Source organism: Enterobacter sp. 3U4, assembly GCF_057224565.1.
On the sequence record NZ_CP136665.1, the window covers coordinates 3829960 to 3847747 of the forward strand.

Sequence of the window (17788 nt, forward strand, 5' to 3'; positions counted from 1 at the left end):
ACGTATTGGAGCGGGCAGCGGGAATCGAACCCGCATCATCAGCTTGGAAGGCTGAGGTAATAGCCATTATACGATGCCCGCATCCTGAAACTCGGCTACCCAGTTCTTTCTGTAACAAAAAAGAGATTTCTCTCTTTTTTTGTTTGAGCTGGCTAATTTTTCCAACCAGCTCCGGCGGCATTTACGCTGCCAGAAAGTGGTGGTGGGGGAAGGATTCGAACCTTCGAAGTCTGTGACGGCAGATTTACAGTCTGCTCCCTTTGGCCGCTCGGGAACCCCACCGGACTTGATGGTGCCGACTACCGGAATCGAACTGGTGACCTACTGATTACAAGTCAGTTGCTCTACCTACTGAGCTAAGTCGGCATCAAGTAGCGCGCATTCTATGGATACCTGCGCGGTCATGCAACTAAAAATTTGCATAAAACGTTCTTTCGCTCACATTTTATGCGAACAACGTATCGGACGCTGTAAAAGTAGTCATTTGAGGTCAAATATTCAACATATCATCGTGATTTGCACCGTATTCACCGTAGCGTGACGGCTTCCGCGTTACTCAGCGCTTTCCATCTTTTTTCTTATTATTCCTGTCATCTGGTGTTAACCTCCTGCCCATTGTCCAAAATTAACTGTGTGATGAGCCATGATCCGGCAGTGTGATGCTGGCTCACTGAAGCATGCTTATGAGCAAAAAAGAGCAAACGTTAATGACGCCTTATCTTCACTTTAACCGCAGCCAGTGGGCTGCCCTGCGTGATTCCGTCCCCATGACGCTGACGGAAGGTGAAATCGCACGGTTAAAAGGGATAAACGAAGATCTGTCCCTGGAAGAGGTGGCAGAAATTTATCTCCCCCTCTCTCGCTTGCTTAACTTCTATATCAGCTCGAACTTGCGCCGTCAGGCCGTGCTGGAGCAGTTTCTCGGGACGAACGGTCAACGCATTCCTTATATCATTAGTATCGCAGGCAGCGTGGCCGTGGGTAAAAGTACCACCGCGCGTGTCCTGCAGGCTCTGTTGAGCCGCTGGCCGGAACACCGCAGCGTGGAGCTAATCACCACCGACGGCTTCCTGCACCCGAATGAGGTGTTAAAAGAACGCGGCCTGATGAAGAAGAAAGGCTTCCCGCTCTCTTATGATATGCACCGTCTGGTGAAATTTGTCTCTGACCTGAAATCCGGCGTGCCTCACGTGACTGCGCCAGTCTATTCGCATCTGATCTACGATCGCATTCCGGGTGGGGATAAAACGGTGGTCCAGCCGGACATCCTGATTCTGGAAGGTCTGAACGTGCTGCAAAGCGGGATGGACTATCCTCACGACCCGCATCACGTATTCGTCTCGGATTTCGTTGATTTCTCAATCTATGTCGATGCCCCGGAAGACCTGCTGCAGAACTGGTACATCAACCGTTTCCTGAAGTTCCGCGAAGGGGCGTTCACTGACCCGGATTCCTATTTCCACCACTATGCTCAGCTTTCTGAAGAAGAAGCGATCGGCGTGGCCACGGGACTGTGGAACGAGATCAACTACGTGAACCTCAAAGAGAACATCCTGCCGACGCGCGAACGCGCCAGCCTGATCCTCACTAAGAGTGAGAAGCACGCCGTCGACCAGATTCGTCTGCGGAAATAATCAAGCAGACATAAAAAAAACCGGCTTAGCGCCGGTTTTTTTTATTATGCATGTGGCTTCTCGCCATTTTCATCCTGATCGACCGCGAAGCAGGCAACCAGCTGACCGCCATAATCCTTCAGCTGCGGCTGGAGCTGGGTGCACGGGCCAAAGCGACGGCTGCAGCGGGCGTTGAATGCACATCCCGGAGGCGGATTCAGCGGACTTGGCAGTTCACCCGTCAGCTTAATACGCTCACGACGATCGTCCGGGTTCAAACGCGGCGTCGCAGACAGCAGCGCCTGGGTATACGGGTGACGAGGGTTATTAAAGATCTGGTCTTTGGTCCCCTTCTCCACGCAGCGTCCCAGGTACATCACCATCACTTCATCAGCAATATGTTCCACCACCGACAGGTCGTGGGAGATGAACACGTAAGACAGCCCCAGTTCCTGCTGGAGATCCATCATCAGGTTCAGCACCTGCGCACGCACGGATACGTCGAGCGCGGAGACCGGCTCATCGGCAATCACCACGTCCGGATCGAGCATCAGCCCGCGCGCGATGGCGATACGCTGACGCTGGCCGCCGGAGAACATGTGCGGATAGCGATCGTAATGCTCGGTTTTGAGGCCGACCTTTGCCATCATCGCCAGCGCTTTTTCACGGCGCTGCTCTTTGCTCAAATTACTGTTGATCAGCAGCGGCTCTTCCAGAATCTGCCCGACTTTTTTACGCGGGTTCAAAGAACCATACGGGTTCTGGAACACAATCTGGATTTTCTGGCGACGCAGCTTCTGCGCCTGCGGATCGTGCTTGAGCAGATCCTGCCCCTGATAATAGAGCTCACCGCCGGTCGGTACCTCAATCATCGTCAGCAGACGGCCCAGCGTGGATTTACCGCAGCCTGACTCCCCCACCACCGCCAGCGTTTTACCACGTTCGAGGTTAAAAGAGACGCCGTCCAGCGCTTTAACCAGGCGTTCAGGGGCAAACAGTCCCTTCTTCACCGGGTAGTATTTTTTCAGATCGATGGCCTGCAACAGCGGCTGTTGCGTGGTGGCCTGTTGCGTACTCATAGTGTTGGCCTCCCGGCATCATCGAGTGGGTAGTGGCATTTCGACTGACGACCATCAGCCAGCTGGTTCAGCTCTGGCTCTTCTGCCCGGCATTTGTCCGTCGCATACGGACAGCGCGGATTGAGCAGACAGCCCTGCGGACGGTCATATTTACCCGGCACCACACCCGGCAGCGACGCCAGACGCGCTTTATCCTGAGCAAACTCCGGCAGCGCGCGTAAAAGCGCCTGGGTATACGGGTGACGCGGCGCGCGGAAGATATCGTGCGAATTTCCGGTCTCGACCACCTGGCCGGCATACATCACGATGATTTTGTGCGCGGCTTCGGCCACCAGCGCCAGATCGTGCGTAATCAGCACCAGCGCCATATTTTCTTTCTGCTGCAGCTCCAGCAGCAGTTCGATGATTTGCGCCTGAATGGTCACATCCAGCGCCGTCGTCGGTTCATCCGCAATCAGCAGCTTTGGCCGACAGGCAATTGCCATGGCGATCATCACGCGCTGGCTCATCCCGCCGGAGAGCTGATGCGGATAAACGTCCAGGCGCGATGCCGGGTCAGGAATACCTACCTGGTTCAGCAGATCGATCGCGCGCTGGCGACGGGTTTTCTTATTCCCGCCCTGATGCACCTTAATCGCTTCCATGATCTGGAAACCAACGGTGTAGCAGGGGTTCAGGCTGGTCATGGGATCCTGGAAAATCATCGCCACTTCGGCGCCCACCAGCTGGCGGCGCTGTTTTTCAGAAATGCGCTTCAGATCCTGACCGTTGAACTGCAGGTTTTCCGCCATCACGCGGCCCGGGTAATCAATCAGCCCCATGATCGCCAGCGAGCTCACTGACTTACCGGAGCCGGACTCCCCGACGATACCAACCACTTCGCCCTGATTTACGCTGTAGCTGATGCGGTCCACGGCGCGAAACGGGGTGCCTTCGTCGCCGAAGTGCACCGATAATTTATCTACATTTAATAACGCCATCTCGTGCCTCTTACTGCTTCAGTTTGGGATCAAGCGCATCACGCAGGCCATCACCCATCAGGTTAAATGCCAGCACCGTCAGCAGGATTGCCAGACCCGGGAAGGTGACAACCCACCAGGCGCTTTGTGCGAACTGCAACACGTCGGAGAGCATCGTGCCCCACTCCGGTGTTGGCGGCTGTGCACCCATGCCCAGGAAGCCAAGAGCGGCCATATCAAGAATGGCGTTAGAGAAACCGAGCGACGCCTGAACAATCAGCGGCGCAAGGCAGTTCGGGAAGATGTTGACAAACATCTGGCGCATCGCACCGGCACCCGCCACGCGAGATGCCGTGACGTAGTCGCGGTTCACTTCCACCAGCACCGCCGCACGGGTTAATCGCACGTAGTGAGGAAGCGCCACGAAGGTCAACGCCAGCGCGGCGTTACCAATCGACGGGCCGAAGATCGCCACCAGCACCAGCGCCAGCAGGAGGCTTGGCAGCGCCAGCATGATGTCGACGATACGCATGATGATGTTATCAACGATACCGCCGAAGTAACCGGCAACCAGACCCAGCACGATCCCCATAATCAGGGATAACACCACCACCAGGCAGCCGACCAGCAGCGACAGGCGCGCGCCGTACATCAGACGCGACAGCACGTCGCGGCCCACGTCATCGGTACCCAGCAGGTGAGCCAGGCTACCGCCATCCTGCCACGCAGGTGGCGCGAGCAGCGCATCGCGGAACTGGTCCGCTGGGTTATATGGTGCGAGGAAGTTCGCAAACACCGCAATCAGGATCATGATTGCGACATACACCAGCCCTACCACCGCGCCTTTATTGCGCTTGAAGTAGTGCCAGAATTCCTGCAGCGGCGTCATAGGAACCGGTGCAGCGACCACTTTATTTTGAGTGACTTGTGACATGATGGCCCCTTACTTCTTATGACGAATACGCGGGTTCACCACGCCGTACAGCAAATCGACCAGCAGGTTGACGAGGATAATCATCGTCGCGACCAGCAGTACACCGCCCTGCACAACCGGATAGTCACGGCGTTGCAGCGCGTCAATCAGCCAGCGTCCAAGACCCGGCCAGGAGAAAATGGTTTCGGTCAGAATCGCCCCCGCCAGCAACGTCCCCACCTGGAGACCGATAACGGTCACTACCGGCAGCATGGCGTTACGCAGCGCGTGAACGATAATGACGCGCATACGCGTCAGGCCCTTGGCGCGCGCGGTGCGGATATAATCCTCACCCAGCACTTCCAGCATGGAGGAACGGGTCATACGCACGATCACCGCCAGAGGAATGGTGCCCAGCACCATAGCAGGCAGAATCATGTGCGCAACGGCATCCATGAAGTTGCCCTCTTCTCCCCAGATAGCCGTATCAATCAGCATAAAGCCGGTGAGCGGGTTGGTATCATCCAGGAAGACCATATCGCTAACGCGCCCGGAGACCGGTGTCAGGTTAAGCTGCACCGATACCAGCATGATCAGCATCATGCCCCACCAGAAAATAGGCATGGAGTAGCCGGTCAGCGCCAGGCCCACGGCGGTGTGGTCAAAAATAGAGCCACGCTTGACGGCAGCCAGAACCCCGACAGGAATACCTACCGCGGTGGCGAAAATCATGGCGCAGACGCCAAGCTCCAGTGTCGCTTTAAAACGCGGCACGAACTCGTCCCACACCGGAAGACGGCTTTTCAGCGAAATCCCTAAATCACCGTGCAGCACGCCCCAGATATAGTGGAGGTACTGCTGCCACATCGGCTTATCGAGACCGAGTTCAGCCAGCAGCTGTGCATGACGCTCAGGGGAAATACCACGCTCGCCCGCCATAATCATTACCGGGTCGCCGGGGATCATATGGACGAAGGCAAAAGTGAGAAGGGTGATACCGATAAACGTGGGGATAACAAGTCCCAGACGTCGGAGGATGAACTGCAACATAACCCGGATTCTCTCTGATGACGCACGACCAGTGGCGTGACGTCTGTATTGCTCACAAATGTAAATTCCCTCTCTCTTCGGGAGAGGGTTAGAGTGAGGGGATGCATGCACGCCCCTCACCCCTGCCCTCTCCCAGAGGGAGAGGGTTAGAGTGAGGGGATGCATGCACGCCCCTCACCCCTGCCCTCTCCCAGAGGGAGAGGGAGAACACCCTACTTATTATTCAACAGATACGTTTTCGAAGTGGTGTTTGCCCAGTGGATCAACCACGTAGCCCTTCACTTCTTTACGCACTGGCTCGTACACGGTGGAGTGAGCAACAATCAGCGCCGGAGCCTGATCGTGCATAACAACCTGAGCCTGCTTGTACAGTTCAATACGTTTGTTGTGATCGTCGGTCGCACGCGCCGGCTGGATCAGGTCTTCAAACGGCTTGTAGCACCAGCGAGAGTAGTTAGAACCGTCTTTCGCCGCTGCGCAGCTGAACAGGGTGGCGAAGAAGTTGTCCGGATCCCCGTTGTCACCGGTCCAGCCCATCATGACGGCCTGGTGCTCACCCGCTTTGGCGCGCTTCAGGTACTCGCCCCACTCGTAGGTCACAATCTTGGCCTGAACGCCAACCTTAGCCCAGTCAGCCTGAACCATTTCCGCCATACGGCGTGCGTTCGGGTTGTACGGACGCTGTACCGGCATCGCCCACAGCTCAACGGTGAAGCCTTTATCCTGGCCCGCTTCTTTCAGCAGCGCTTTCGCTTTCTCAGGATCGTAGCTGTAGTCTTTAACGTCGTCGTTATAGCCCCACATGGTTGGTGGGATCAGGTTTTTGGCAGCAACGCCAGCGCCCTGGTAAACCGCCTTGATAATCGCTTCTTTGTTCACCGCGTAGGTCAGCGCCTGACGCACTTTCACGTCATCAAACGGTTTCTTCTCGGTGTTAAAGGAGAGATAGCCAACGTTCAGGCCAGCCTGCTCCAGCAGGTTGATATTCTTGTCCTGCTTCATGCGGGCGATGTCAGCCGGGTTCGGATACGGCATGACCTGACATTCGTTTTTCTGCAGTTTTGCATAACGCACTGACGCATCAGGCGTGATGGAGAAGACCAGACGGTCGATCTGCGGCTTGGTGCCCCAGAAGCCTTCGAATGCTTTATACAGAATGCGGGAGTCTTTCTGGTACTGCAGCAGCTGGAATGGACCAGTACCGATTGGGTTCAGGTCGACTTTTTCCGGCGTACCGGCTTTCAGCATGTTGTCCGCGTACTCTTTGGACAGAATTGAAGCGAAGTCCATAGCCAGGTCAGCCAGGAATGGCGCCTCCGGACGAGTCAGTACGAACTGAACCGTTTTATCGTCCACTTTTTTCACTTCAGCGATCAGGTCTGGCAGACCCATCCCTTCGAAGTATTCATAGCTGCCGCCAGACACTTTGTGGTACGGGTTCTGAGCGTTTTTCTGGCGGTCGAAGGAGAACACAACGTCGTCGGCGTTAAAGTCGCGCGTTGGTTTGAAATCTTTGCTGTCCTGCCACTTCACGCCCTGGCGCAGGTGGAAGGTATAGGTTTTACCGTCTTCGCTGACGTCCCACTTCTCAGCCAGACCCGGAATCACTTCCGTGGTACCAGTTTTGAATTCAACCAGACGGTTATAGATCGGTACAGAGCTTGCGTCGTACGTCGTACCAGAGGTAAAGAGCTGTGGGTTAAAGCCTTCCGGCGAGCCTTCAGAACAGTAAACCAGGGTTTTTGCCTGTACGCTTGCTGCCACGGTCATAGCCACCAGGCTCAGACCAAGCTTCAGCATCCCTGACTTCTTCAAGGAAATACTCATTATTCTGCTCCAATGTGATGTTTTGCTTTGTTGTGTTACGCCGCCAGACCTTTATTTATTTTTTACCCGGTCCGGTCGGAGGTGCCCGAAGGCGTTAAAGGGATGGAGAATCCTTTCAGAAGAGCGTTTGAGTTGCAGCGCAGATCGTCCCTGAAATGCCCCTCATGCCCTACAATCTGTCAACAGAATGTGAAAACGTCAATACAGGTGACGGGGATTTACGCTGAGTGTGAGAAACCGCAAACAAAGATTAAAAAAACCATGAGCGCCAGTTTTCAGCAGGGAAATTTATGCTACTCGCCATGTTGCAGCACAACTATCTTCATATTTCGCAACAATCAGTGATTAACTTTTATTCAGAATGGGTAAATTTTCTTGCAGAATGGTGATTATCTGAGCACTAAATACCGCGAACGTTAAAACGCACAGCGAAAAATGCTGAGGTTATCCATAAGCAACGCGAAAAAAGATCAATCTATATATAAAAAAATACAATGGATTATGTCACAAAATCGTTAACAGGCAGGGAGAAGCAGGCCTAAGGGGCGTTTTGGATACTCTGACGGGATAAGATCATAATGCAAAAAGGGCTAACCTTACGGTTAGCCCTTTTCAGAATGTGGTCGGCGAGAGAGGATTCGAACCTCCGACCCACTGGTCCCAAACCAGTTGCGCTACCAAGCTGCGCTACTCGCCGAATGCGGAGCGCATCTTACTGCTGAGGTGCGCCCCCGTCAATCCCTTATTTTCAAAAAGCCATTCAACTGGCGATATTCTCGCCAGAGCAGCTACTGCGCGGCTTTTACGCTGTTAGCAGGGAGTTTACACCAGTTGTTGTTTTCGTTAATACCACCGTTCGGTGAGGTATAGCCGAGACAACCCATAATGGTGTCGTACAGCTCAACGTGACGACGCGGCACCTTCATCTCCGCTTCTTTCTTCAGCTGAGCAAACATCTTCGCTTTCTCCGGATTTTCAAGATACTTATCCGACATCCACATGATCATCGGCACGCGGAACTGTTCCGGCGGTGCCAGCTTGCGCGGCGTACCGTGCAGGTGCTCTTTCTCGTTGATGGATTCACCGTGGTCTGCCGCGTAAATCACAATCGCTTTTTTATCGCGCAGCTGGTCAATCACCCGGCTCAGGAAGGTATCCACATACAGCACCGAGTTATCGTAGGCGTTAATCAGCTCCTGCTTGCTGCAGTCTTTATTAATACCTACGCACTCAGGCTGCCATTTCGCGAAATCGCGCGTGTAACGCTGGTAATAACTGTAATGCGACCCTTTGGTATGCAGAATGACGAGATGTTTGCCCTGCGGGTGATTCTTCAGAGACTGGGACATCTCCTCAAGCAGCAGCATGTCGTCGACGTTTTTCCCGCGGTTACGCGGCTCGGCACCAATCTGCTCACGATACGCGATGTTATCTGCCAGCGTGTTGGTGTAGAACCACATCTCACTTTGCATCGCGAACAGGTCAGAGCTAAAGCCAAGCTGCTTCAGCACGGCAAAGACGTTTTGTTCTTTCAGCGTACGTTGCGGGTTATCGCTTGCACCGCCTTCACGCACAAACATACAGCGCAGCGAGAGCTTGGTCGCGGTATCGCAGGAGTAGCCACGGTAGGCCACCAGGTTCTTCTCCTGCGCCAGCTTTGGCGTGGTATCCCGGTCATAACCGAGAATGCCCATATGATCCCAGCGCGTCGTTTCACCAATAACAAAGACGACGTACGTATCATCAATCCCGTCGGCTGGCGGCTGGTAGGTGAATTTTTTCAGTGGATTGATCAGAGACTTCACATCGCTGGATTCATCCGCCTGAGCCCAGGCATAAAGACCTAACGCTGACAGCCAGTTAGACGGCAAATACGAGTTTGCCACCACGCCGCCATAGCTTGGCATATCCACGCCCGTCGCTTTTTCAATCCGTTTTTGCTGTTGTTCCATCAGGCGAATAGGTGCCCACACCAGCAGACCGGCCAGCAGAACGACAAGGATATTGCGAACCCGCTGCCCGCGCGTGCGCAGCTGGCGTAACAAGGTATAGCGGCAGGTATTGTTCCAGATAAAGAAGAGCGGGATCAGACAGGTCAAAATCGTCCAGACAATAAAGCCTTTCCCCACCACCTCTTTCGAGAGGTCGATATCCGTGGTCATCACTGAGGCAACGATACCGTACCCAATGACCACGTTCATAAATGTCATGTAATAGCTTGCGGCGGCGGAGATAATCACCACCAGCGAGGCCAAAATTTGCCAGGTACGTCGGCCAAAAAGAGAGAGCAGGCGTAACAGGAAGAATGTGGCGAGGATCGAGCCGAACACTTCAATCGCGGCAAAAATTCCATTTCTTACGGTGAGGTGCTCAAAATAACCTTCCACTCTTCTGAACAGCACCGCGCCATTCAGAAACAAACCGATATAGACAGCCAGCATCAGACACAATCTTTGCTGGGTAAGAGACCTAATGTATTTCATGCAAACAACCCTGGGGGAAGGGGTATAAAGACCCGTCGAATCTCTAAGAGAAAGCGGACAGAGTAAGTAAATGCGTAAGGAAGCGTTATGAGAAACGTCTACAAGCGCGGTAAGTAGACCACAGCGGGAGAGAAAAGTGGCAGCAGAGAGTGTGATCGGTGTAAATTTTTACAAAATATCGAGACGGGAAGCGTCTCGCTTAAAGAAAAAAGAGGCCGCAGAGGCCTCTTTCATACAGCTTACGCATGCGCTTCTTTGAAGACTTCACGCTGCGGCTGGCGAATCGTGGTCGAGAGCGCCAGCGAGATAATCAGCAAGGCAAATATCACGCAGAAGGTCACGTAGAACCCGCCGAACAGAGAGGCAATCAGCGAACCGCAGATACTGCCGATCCCGAAGCCCAGATAGATAACGCCATAGTTTTTCGCCAGATTGTTCAGGCCAAAGAACTCGCTCACCAGGGACGGGAAGACGGTAATGGTGCCGCCGAAGTTAAAGGCCACGCAGGCAATCGCCGCGAAGAAGGTGGCTTCATTCAGCGGAGCGAACAGCAGCGCCGCCATACCGACCAGCGAGACCACCTGCCCAATCGTAATCACGCGGATGCGGGCGATTTTATCAGACAGGATACCGAGCACCAGACGACCGGAGAGGTTGGCAATGGAGATCACGGTCACTGCGTTGGCCGCCGTGGCCGCATCCAGTTTTACCATCCCCTGCGCGATATCTTTCGCCACGCCGATGACATAAAGACCGCTCATGCAGGCCGTCAGGAACATCACCGCCAGCATCCAGTACTGTGGCTTACGCATAGACTGCGCGAGGGTAAAGTCGTTCTCCACCACGCCGTTCACGGATTTAACTTCCTGCTGAGGCGCATCTTTCATCAGCGTGGAGCCGAACAAAATCATCACCAGAACAATTGCGCCCCAGATCATAAAGGTTTTTTCGAGGCCGACGGACGCCAGCAGGTGGGCGTCGATAAATTTGAACCCAAGGCTGCCTAAACCGTAAGAACCAATGGCAAACGCGGAGATTAAGCCTTTACGCTCCGGGAACCACTTCACGCAGTTAGACAGGGTCAGGAGATAACCTGCGCCATCGGCCAGACCCACCAGCACGCCGGCGCTCAGCCACAGCATCATCAGGTTGCTGGAATGTGCCGTGAGGAAAAAGCCCAGACCCAGCAGTATGCCGGACGCCATAGTCACACGCTTCACGCCAAAACGCTCCTGCAGCTTGCCCGCGACGGAAGACGAAATCGCCAGACCCAGGCTCAGCAGACCAAAGGAGAACGCGACCTGGCTGACCGGCGCGCCGAGCTTGTCGGAAAGCGCGCTGTTAAACAGGCTCCAGGTATAGACCGACCCCAGCGCAAACTGGGTGACGATGGTGCCAAAGAGCGTGAGCCAGCGCGTGCGGTTATAAGTTGATGTGTTCATGGCAGTTGTCCTGCAAGAGAAATTAAGGAAGTTCGCTGAGGACAACGATAAACAAAACCTTAATACGCCTGGGGGAAAACGGCATGAAATGCAGGCGGAACGGAATGAAATGCCTGGAATTGGGAATGAATGACCTTGTCCGGGAATAAAGCGACAGCGTGTTAGTATCTGCTATCGCTGTAAAGTCCGTGGTTGTTGTATTCGAGATGTTATCGTAACGTTTAAAAAAGTAACAACTCTAGAAATTCGCGCTGACGCCGAGGGTGTATAAAAACTCCTCACCGGTAGTGGTATGCTCCCCCTGAGCCAGCGATGCATAGGCCGCCATGTGTGTGTTAAAGGGAATATCCGTTCCCACGGTGACATCCATCCAGCTACCGTTTTGGGCAGGGGCGGGCGTTTGTGGCATACCAAACTGCGATTTCCACTGGTTTTCACCAAACTGCTGGTTATAGCTGATCTGCGCCCAGGGTCGGAGATCGCCGTACTGGGTATTCACCCGCCACCCCAGCGTGCTGACGCTGGCATGCCAGAGCGGGTCGGTGAATGCCTGCGTCGACGCGCTATCACCAAACTCGTTGATCATCATGGGAGTCGTGCCGTCGTACCGCCATGCCACTACCGGGCCGGTAGTGATGCGCGCTGAAACCGGAAAATTCCAGCCCACGCTCATCGCCCCCTCCGTCGCGCTGCCAGACGGTACATTCAGGGCAAGACCCGGCGCGTTCTGCGAAGACTGAATACGCTCAGCCAGAATATCCTCATAACGCGGTTGGTGATCCGCGTCCCATGTATAGCGTTCCGCCGTATTATTTTGGGCGTCTGAAACGATATATTCCTGTTGCCATGCAGACGCTGTATTACAAAAGAACAGGCAGGCTGAAATTCCCACCAGGCCAGAAGCAGCATGGCGACCACTGATTTTTTTTATAATCATCAACGCGACCCCAGAGAGAGCCGAATTCGGCGATATTTGTCGTTATTCAGGAAGAGCTTGTAGCCCTTGTATTAACTATTGTCTTTATAGTAAACACGTCAAGCCAGTCAGAACGAAATATTTGCTAAATCAGTATCAATAAGGGAGATGACGGATGGAACGTTGCGGTTGGGTGAGCCAGGATCAGCTTTATATCGACTATCACGATCGGGAATGGGGCGTGCCGGAAACGGATGGCAAAAAACTCTTTGAGATGATCTGCCTGGAGGGCCAGCAGGCGGGTTTATCATGGATTACGGTACTGAAGAAACGCGAAAATTACCGCAACGCTTTCCACCGGTTCGATCCTGTCGCCGTCGCTGCGATGACCGATGAGGACGTGGAACGACTGGTGCAGGACGCCGGCATCATTCGTCATCGCGGTAAGATCCAGGCCATCATCGGTAACGCACGCGCTTATCTGGCGATGGAGCAAAACGGCGAATCATTTTCAGATTTTGTCTGGACGTTTGTGAACAACAATCCGCAAGTCACGCAGGCCGCCACGCTCGCGGAAATCCCGGCCTCCACCCCGGCCTCGGATGCGCTCTCGAAGGCCCTGAAAAAACGCGGCTTTAAGTTTGTCGGCTCCACCATCTGCTACGCCTTTATGCAGGCCTGTGGCCTGGTCAACGACCACGTTACCGGCTGCTTCTGTCATCCCGGAGGCCATCATGATCCGCAAATGGCAAAGTGAAAATACCGCGCCGCTTCTGAGCCTGTGGCTTGAAAGCACCACGGAAGCGCATCCGTTTATCGCGCCGAATTACTGGAAAGAGAATGAGGCCATGGTGCGGGATGTTTACCTGCCTTCCGCTGAAACCTGGGTCTGGGAACAGGATGGCGAGCCGTACGGATTTATCAGCGTGATGCAGTCTCAGTTTGTCGGTGCCCTGTTTGTGGCGCCGTTATGCATCGGGAAAGGCATCGGGCGCGCGCTGCTGAACCATGTTCAACAGCGCTTCCCGCACTTAACCCTGGAGGTGTATCAGAAAAATGTCCGGGCGGTGAATTTCTACCATGCTCAGGGCTTTCGCATTGAAGACAGCGCCTGGCAGGATGACACTCAGCACCCGACGTGGATCATGAGCTGGCAGGCGGATCAAACGCCGTTAAGGTAAGCTCGGGACCCGTATATTTCTCGACCCAGGCCAGCGCCGTGTTTCCTGCGCAACCATTCCCCAGCTTCGAGCTGGGGAGATCTTTAGTCAGCACGTTAACCGCCCCGTTTTTACAGATACCGCCTTCGGCGAGCTCAAGGTCAGGCCATGCGCCCTGATGAATGCAGATCACGCCCGGTTTAATCCCGTCGCTCAACACCGCCCCTGCCAGCACCTGCCCGCGCGAGTTCCAGACGCGCACCACGTCGCCGTCCGCGATCCCGCGGGCTTTCGCATCGAGGGTATTCAGCGTGATCGGCTCTCGCCCGGCGACCGCATACTGCTCGCGCAGGGAGGTGTAGTTAAGCTGGCTGTGCAGACGGTGCGCGGGATGCGCAGACAACACCTGTAGCTGATCCGGCCGGGCGTTGCCGTGCCATTCGTCCGGCTCGAGCCACATAGGATGCGGCGGGCAGTCAGCATAGCCAAAGCTGGCAATGCGCTCGCTGTAGATCACAATCTTTCCGCTCTCGGTTTTCAGCGGATGGTTCTCCGGATCGCGTCGAAAATCAGCGAAACGGACAAACTGCGCGTTCTGTTCGCTCTCCGGCATTTCAACAATCTGGTTCGCCTCCCAAAACTCAGCGAATGGCGGAAGCGTCACGCCCTGCGCCGCACCGCGCTGCCCGGCAATCTGGTAGAAGGTCTCCAGCCATTGCAGATCGCTTTTACCTTCGGTAAAACGCTCGCGACCGCCCGCTTCCCACAGTTCGCTCAGTTCAGCAAAAACGTCAAAATCATCACGTGCTTCATCTCGCGGGGCCACTACGCGCTTCATCGGGACCATATGCTGGTTGCTGTAGTCACCGGTCATGGTGAGATCGTTACGCTCAAACGAGGTAGTCGCCGGCAGCACGATATCTGCATGCTTAGCCGAACCGGTCCAGAAGCACTCGGAAATCACCACCAGCTCCGGCTTTTGCCAGGCGCGGATCAAGCGGTTGGTATCCTGATGGTGCGTGAAGTTCGACCCGCCCGCCCACCAGACAAATTTAATGTCCGGGAAGTGGCGGTCCAGACCGTTGTGCTGATAAAAACCACCGGGGTTTTCCAGGGCTTCAACAATACGCGCCACCGGGATTTTATCCACGGCGTCCACGCCGCCCTGCACCGAGCCCTGCAGAGACGCCAGCACCGCCGCTTTACGCGTCGGGTTACCGCCGTTAGCAAAGTGATAGGAGAGACCAAAACCGCCGCCCGGCGTGCCGATCTGCCCAAGCATCGCGGCAAGCGTTACCAGCATCCAGTGTTTTTGCTCGCCAAACTGCTGACGCTGCATTCCCCAGCCGGACATTAACATCGTGGTATTTTTATAGAACAACGCCGCCAGTTCGCGGAGTTTTTCCGCTGGAACGCCGCAAATCCCGGCCGCCCACTCTGCCGTTTTAGCAACCCCGTCGGATTGGCCCGTCAGGTAGTCGGCGAATTTATCGAAACCGGTGGTGCAGCGCGTCAGGAATTCGACGTCGTGCCAGCCGTTTTCTACCAGCGTATGGGCGATCCCCAGCATCATCGCCACGTCGGTGCCCATATGGGGGGCAATCCACTCTGCGCTCTTGCCGAAGAAATCCATGGTTTCCGAACGCATCGGGTCAATGCAGATGATGCGTTTGCCGCTTTTGCGCAGCGCGTCGAAATACCCAATGCCCTGCTCGTCGCTGGCATTCCAGGCAATTTTCAACGTGTTAAGAGGGTTAGCGCTCCATAGCACTACCACGTCGGTATGCTCCAGCACCAGCGGCCAGCTGGTCTGCTGCTGGTACACTTCGTTCCCTCCCACGACGTACGGCATGATCGCCTGCGCCGCACCGGTGGAGTAATCCCCCAGATGACCGGTATAGCCTCCCGCCAGGCTCATATAGCGCTGCAGCAGCGTCGAGGCCTTGTGCAGCACGCCGTTCGAACGCCAGCCGTAGGACCCGGCGAAAATGGACGACGGGCCGTAACTGTCGCGAATCCGCTTGTGCTGGGCGTGGATCAGCGCCAGCGCGTCATTCCAGCTCACGCGTACAAACTCATCCTGACCGCGAATACCCTGCGGCTTGTCCGGCGAGGCCAGAAAACCTTTACGCACCATCGGCCAGCGCACGCGCGTTTTGCTATGCACCTGATCGCGAACGACGGTCTGTAAAGAGTTGGGATGTTGGGTTGGCAGTGCCCCGCGGGACGACAGGACATTTTCGCCATCGGTTTCGACCAGCATCGGCCCCCAGTGGGCGGCGGTCAGAATGGTTTTCGTTGAGGTGCTCAAGCGTGCGCTCCTGGTTGCGTGCAGGTTTACGGCCTTCTTGTTGAGGCAGTTTATGGTTTGTCACAAATTTCAGAGTTATACCCGGAATTTTCTCCGTATCTGGACGTCATAATCAACTGCCACGCTCGCCGTGGCAAAGAATAAAAAGGATTAAGGAAAGAAGATGAAAAAACGCGTACTCGTTATTGCCGCTCTGGTGAGCGGTGCTCTGGCTGTTTCTGGCTGCACAACCAACCCTTACACCGGTGAACGCGAAGCAGGTAAATCCGGCATTGGCGCGGGTATCGGCTCGCTGGTCGGCGCAGGCGTTGGGGCGCTCTCCTCCTCCAAGAAAGACCGCGGTAAAGGCGCGCTGATTGGCGCAGCGGCGGGCGCGGCATTGGGCGGCGGCGTAGGCTATTACATGGACGTGCAGGAAGCGAAGCTGCGCGACAAAATGAAGGGAACCGGCGTAAGCGTGACGCGCAGCGGCGATAACATCATCCTGAACATGCCGAACAACGTGACCTTCGACAGCAGCAGCGCGACCCTCAAACCTGCGGGCGCAAATACCCTGACCGGCGTGGCAATGGTGCTGAAAGAGTACAACAAGACCGCCGTGAACGTGATGGGCTACACCGACAGCACCGGCAGCCAGGATCTGAACATGCGTCTGTCCCAGCAGCGTGCCGACGCCGTGGCCAGCTCGCTGATTACCCAGGGCGTTGAAGCGAACCGCATCCGCACCAGCGGCATGGGCCCTGCCAACCCTATCGCCAGCAACAGCACGGCGGAAGGCAAAGCGCAGAACCGCCGCGTAGAGATTACGTTGAGTCCTGTGCAGTAGGTAAAAGCAAAACGGCAACCCCGTTGCCGTTTATAGTGTCTGCGCCCTCTCCCGTGGGAGAGGGTTGGGGTGAGGGCATCAGACCGCAACCTCCGGTAAGCGCAGCGCCACCCGGCAAAATGCTTGATTCGCCAGATTTTCCCGCTAAGGTATTCTCACTAAATTCAGGGAAATCAGCGATGAGCAAACCAGCCCGGGCCACCATCAGCGACGTGGCGAAAGCAGCCAAAACCGGTAAAACCAGTATTTCGCGCTACCTTAACGGCGAGAAACACCTGTTGTCCGACGCATTGCTGGCGCGAATTGAACAGGCCATCGCCGATCTCGACTACCGTCCCAGCCTCATGGCGCGCGGGCTCAAACGCGGCCGCACCCGTCTTATCGGGCTGATCATCGCCGATATCACTAATCCCTATTCCGTTAACGTGCTCAGCGGTATTGAAGCCGCCTGTCGCGAGAAGGGTTTCACGCCGCTGGTCTGTAATACCAACAACGAAGTCGATCAGGAGCTGCACTACCTCGATCTGCTGCGCAGCTACCAGGTCGAAGGAATTGTGGTTAACGCGGTAGGCATGCGGGAAGAGGGTTTAAACCGCCTGCAGCAATCCTCCCTGCCCATGGTGCTCATCGACCGTAAAATCCCGGAATTTGCCTGCGATGTGGTGGGGCTGGACAACACCCAGGCCGCAACGACCGCCACCGAACATCTCATCGAACAGGGTTTCGAGGCCATTCTGTTTCTGAGTGAACCGCTGGGGATGGTCAACACCCGACGTGAGCGCCTGAGCGCATTTCGCGCCACGCTGGAGCGATATCCCGGCGTGATCGCCGAAAATGCCGAAACGCCGCTGCACGAAGCCGCGCAGCTCGACAACACCCTGCGTCAGTTCCACATGCGCCATCGCGGGATGCGAAAAGCCGTTATCTCCGCCAACGGGGCGTTAACCCTGCAGGTTGCTCGCTCGCTCAAGCGCATTGGCCTGCACTGGGGCAGCGATATCGGTCTGCTGGGATTTGATGAACTGGAGTGGGCGGAACTGGCTGGCGTAGGCATTACCACCCTCAAACAACCCACCTGGCAGATTGGCTATGCTGCTGTTGAACAAGTGGTTCGTCGCATTGAAGGCACCAGCGATGCCGTTCGCGAGCAGGTCTTCTCCGGCGAGCTGATCGTTCGCGGCTCCACGGCGCGTTAATTTTCCCTTGTGA

At 55.4% G+C, this 17788-nt stretch carries 14 protein-coding genes and 4 tRNA genes; 5 read left to right on the forward strand and 13 right to left on the reverse strand.

All coding sequences use genetic code 11. From position 1 onward, the window contains the following. Nucleotides 1-6 precede the first annotated feature (6 nt). The 3 genes from RVY89_RS18250 to RVY89_RS18260 form a co-directional block, all read right to left on the reverse strand. Nucleotides 7-81 (reverse strand) — tRNA-Gly (locus tag RVY89_RS18250). 116 nt (nt 82-197) lie between these two features. Beyond that, a tRNA-Tyr gene (locus tag RVY89_RS18255) sits at nt 198-282 on the reverse strand. 8 nt (nt 283-290) lie between these two features. Beyond that, nucleotides 291-366: transfer RNA gene (locus tag RVY89_RS18260), tRNA-Thr, on the reverse strand. A 317-nt stretch (nt 367-683) separates the two neighbouring features. Here RVY89_RS18260 and coaA point away from each other — a divergent pair. Beyond that, nucleotides 684-1634 carry a type I pantothenate kinase gene (gene coaA / locus RVY89_RS18265; protein ID WP_032668002.1) on the forward strand — a complete coding sequence of 317 codons (951 nt, stop codon included), beginning with the start codon at nt 684-686 and terminating at the stop codon, nt 1632-1634. A 44-nt stretch (nt 1635-1678) separates the two neighbouring features. Here coaA and dppF read toward each other — a convergent pair whose 3' ends face one another. The 9 genes from dppF to RVY89_RS18310 form a co-directional block, all read right to left on the reverse strand. Beyond that, nucleotides 1679-2692, reverse strand: coding sequence for a dipeptide ABC transporter ATP-binding subunit DppF (gene dppF / locus RVY89_RS18270; RefSeq protein ID WP_032644494.1), 1014 nt, complete (start codon nt 2690-2692; stop codon nt 1679-1681). Further along, the gene (dppD, locus tag RVY89_RS18275) at nt 2689-3672 is read right to left on the reverse strand and encodes a dipeptide ABC transporter ATP-binding protein (protein ID WP_008502772.1); all 984 of its coding nucleotides are present in this window, start codon (nt 3670-3672) and stop codon (nt 2689-2691) included. The genes dppF and dppD overlap by 4 nt, the downstream gene beginning before the upstream one ends. 10 nt (nt 3673-3682) lie before the next feature. Then, entirely contained in the window at nt 3683-4585 is a 903-nt protein-coding gene (dppC, locus tag RVY89_RS18280) for a dipeptide ABC transporter permease DppC (RefSeq protein WP_111964354.1), read from the reverse strand. A gap of 9 nt (nt 4586-4594) precedes the next feature. Continuing rightward, nucleotides 4595-5614, reverse strand: coding sequence for a dipeptide ABC transporter permease DppB (dppB, locus tag RVY89_RS18285; RefSeq protein ID WP_024909087.1), 1020 nt, complete (start codon nt 5612-5614; stop codon nt 4595-4597). Nucleotides 5615-5833: 219 nt separating this feature from the next. Beyond that, nucleotides 5834-7441 (reverse strand): dipeptide ABC transporter periplasmic-binding protein DppA, encoded by a 1608-nt coding sequence (gene dppA / locus RVY89_RS18290; RefSeq protein ID WP_484826080.1) that lies wholly within the window; start codon nt 7439-7441, stop codon nt 5834-5836. Nucleotides 7442-8061: 620 nt separating this feature from the next. After that, nucleotides 8062-8138: transfer RNA gene (locus RVY89_RS18295), tRNA-Pro, on the reverse strand. Nucleotides 8139-8229: 91 nt separating this feature from the next. Then, nucleotides 8230-9924 carry a kdo(2)-lipid A phosphoethanolamine 7''-transferase gene (eptB, locus tag RVY89_RS18300; RefSeq protein WP_484826081.1) on the reverse strand — a complete coding sequence of 565 codons (1695 nt, stop codon included), beginning with the start codon at nt 9922-9924 and terminating at the stop codon, nt 8230-8232. Nucleotides 9925-10163: 239 nt separating this feature from the next. After that, complete coding sequence (locus RVY89_RS18305) at nt 10164-11366, reverse strand: L-lactate MFS transporter (protein ID WP_371899148.1); 1203 nt, start codon at nt 11364-11366, stop codon at nt 10164-10166. Nucleotides 11367-11604: 238 nt separating this feature from the next. After that, nucleotides 11605-12303, reverse strand: coding sequence for an autotransporter domain-containing protein (locus tag RVY89_RS18310; protein WP_484826082.1), 699 nt, complete (start codon nt 12301-12303; stop codon nt 11605-11607). A 154-nt stretch (nt 12304-12457) separates the two neighbouring features. Between RVY89_RS18310 and tag the strand changes: the two genes are divergently transcribed. After that, the gene (tag, locus tag RVY89_RS18315; protein ID WP_484826083.1) at nt 12458-13039 is read left to right on the forward strand and encodes a DNA-3-methyladenine glycosylase I; all 582 of its coding nucleotides are present in this window, start codon (nt 12458-12460) and stop codon (nt 13037-13039) included. After that, complete coding sequence (locus tag RVY89_RS18320) at nt 13017-13463, forward strand: N-acetyltransferase (protein ID WP_484826084.1); 447 nt, start codon at nt 13017-13019, stop codon at nt 13461-13463. Before tag ends, RVY89_RS18320 begins: the two co-directional genes overlap by 23 nt. On the opposite strand, the gene RVY89_RS18325 is transcribed toward RVY89_RS18320, so the two are convergent. After that, a complete protein-coding gene (locus tag RVY89_RS18325; protein ID WP_484827957.1) occupies nt 13426-15705 on the reverse strand; it encodes a molybdopterin guanine dinucleotide-containing S/N-oxide reductase in 2280 nt (759 codons plus the stop codon). The genes RVY89_RS18320 and RVY89_RS18325 overlap by 38 nt on opposite strands. Nucleotides 15706-15916: 211 nt before the next feature. Here RVY89_RS18325 and RVY89_RS18330 point away from each other — a divergent pair, with 211 nt between their 5' ends. Together RVY89_RS18330 and RVY89_RS18335 are read left to right on the forward strand one after the other, a co-directional pair. After that, a complete protein-coding gene (locus tag RVY89_RS18330; protein WP_023334089.1) occupies nt 15917-16579 on the forward strand; it encodes an OmpA family lipoprotein in 663 nt (220 codons plus the stop codon). Between the two features lie 179 nt (nt 16580-16758). Next, a complete protein-coding gene (locus tag RVY89_RS18335; RefSeq protein ID WP_045907861.1) occupies nt 16759-17775 on the forward strand; it encodes a LacI family DNA-binding transcriptional regulator in 1017 nt (338 codons plus the stop codon). Nucleotides 17776-17788: the final 13 nt, after the last annotated feature.

Coding starts and splice junctions, on each gene's coding strand:
- dppC (WP_111964354.1), bottom strand. CDS start 4,585: ATGTCACAAGTCACTCAAAATAAAGTGGTCGCTGCACCGGTTCCTATG.
- coaA (WP_032668002.1), top strand. CDS start 684: ATGAGCAAAAAAGAGCAAACGTTAATGACGCCTTATCTTCACTTTAAC.
- RVY89_RS18305 (WP_371899148.1), bottom strand. CDS start 11,366: ATGAACACATCAACTTATAACCGCACGCGCTGGCTCACGCTCTTTGGC.
- eptB (WP_484826081.1), bottom strand. CDS start 9,924: ATGAAATACATTAGGTCTCTTACCCAGCAAAGATTGTGTCTGATGCTG.
- RVY89_RS18335 (WP_045907861.1), top strand. CDS start 16,759: ATGAGCAAACCAGCCCGGGCCACCATCAGCGACGTGGCGAAAGCAGCC.
- dppD (WP_008502772.1), bottom strand. CDS start 3,672: ATGGCGTTATTAAATGTAGATAAATTATCGGTGCACTTCGGCGACGAA.
- dppA (WP_484826080.1), bottom strand. CDS start 7,441: ATGAGTATTTCCTTGAAGAAGTCAGGGATGCTGAAGCTTGGTCTGAGC.
- RVY89_RS18320 (WP_484826084.1), top strand. CDS start 13,017: ATGATCCGCAAATGGCAAAGTGAAAATACCGCGCCGCTTCTGAGCCTG.
- RVY89_RS18330 (WP_023334089.1), top strand. CDS start 15,917: ATGAAAAAACGCGTACTCGTTATTGCCGCTCTGGTGAGCGGTGCTCTG.
- RVY89_RS18310 (WP_484826082.1), bottom strand. CDS start 12,303: ATGATTATAAAAAAAATCAGTGGTCGCCATGCTGCTTCTGGCCTGGTG.
- dppF (WP_032644494.1), bottom strand. CDS start 2,692: ATGAGTACGCAACAGGCCACCACGCAACAGCCGCTGTTGCAGGCCATC.
- tag (WP_484826083.1), top strand. CDS start 12,458: ATGGAACGTTGCGGTTGGGTGAGCCAGGATCAGCTTTATATCGACTAT.
- RVY89_RS18325 (WP_484827957.1), bottom strand. CDS start 15,705: ATGCTGGTCGAAACCGATGGCGAAAATGTCCTGTCGTCCCGCGGGGCA.
- dppB (WP_024909087.1), bottom strand. CDS start 5,614: ATGTTGCAGTTCATCCTCCGACGTCTGGGACTTGTTATCCCCACGTTT.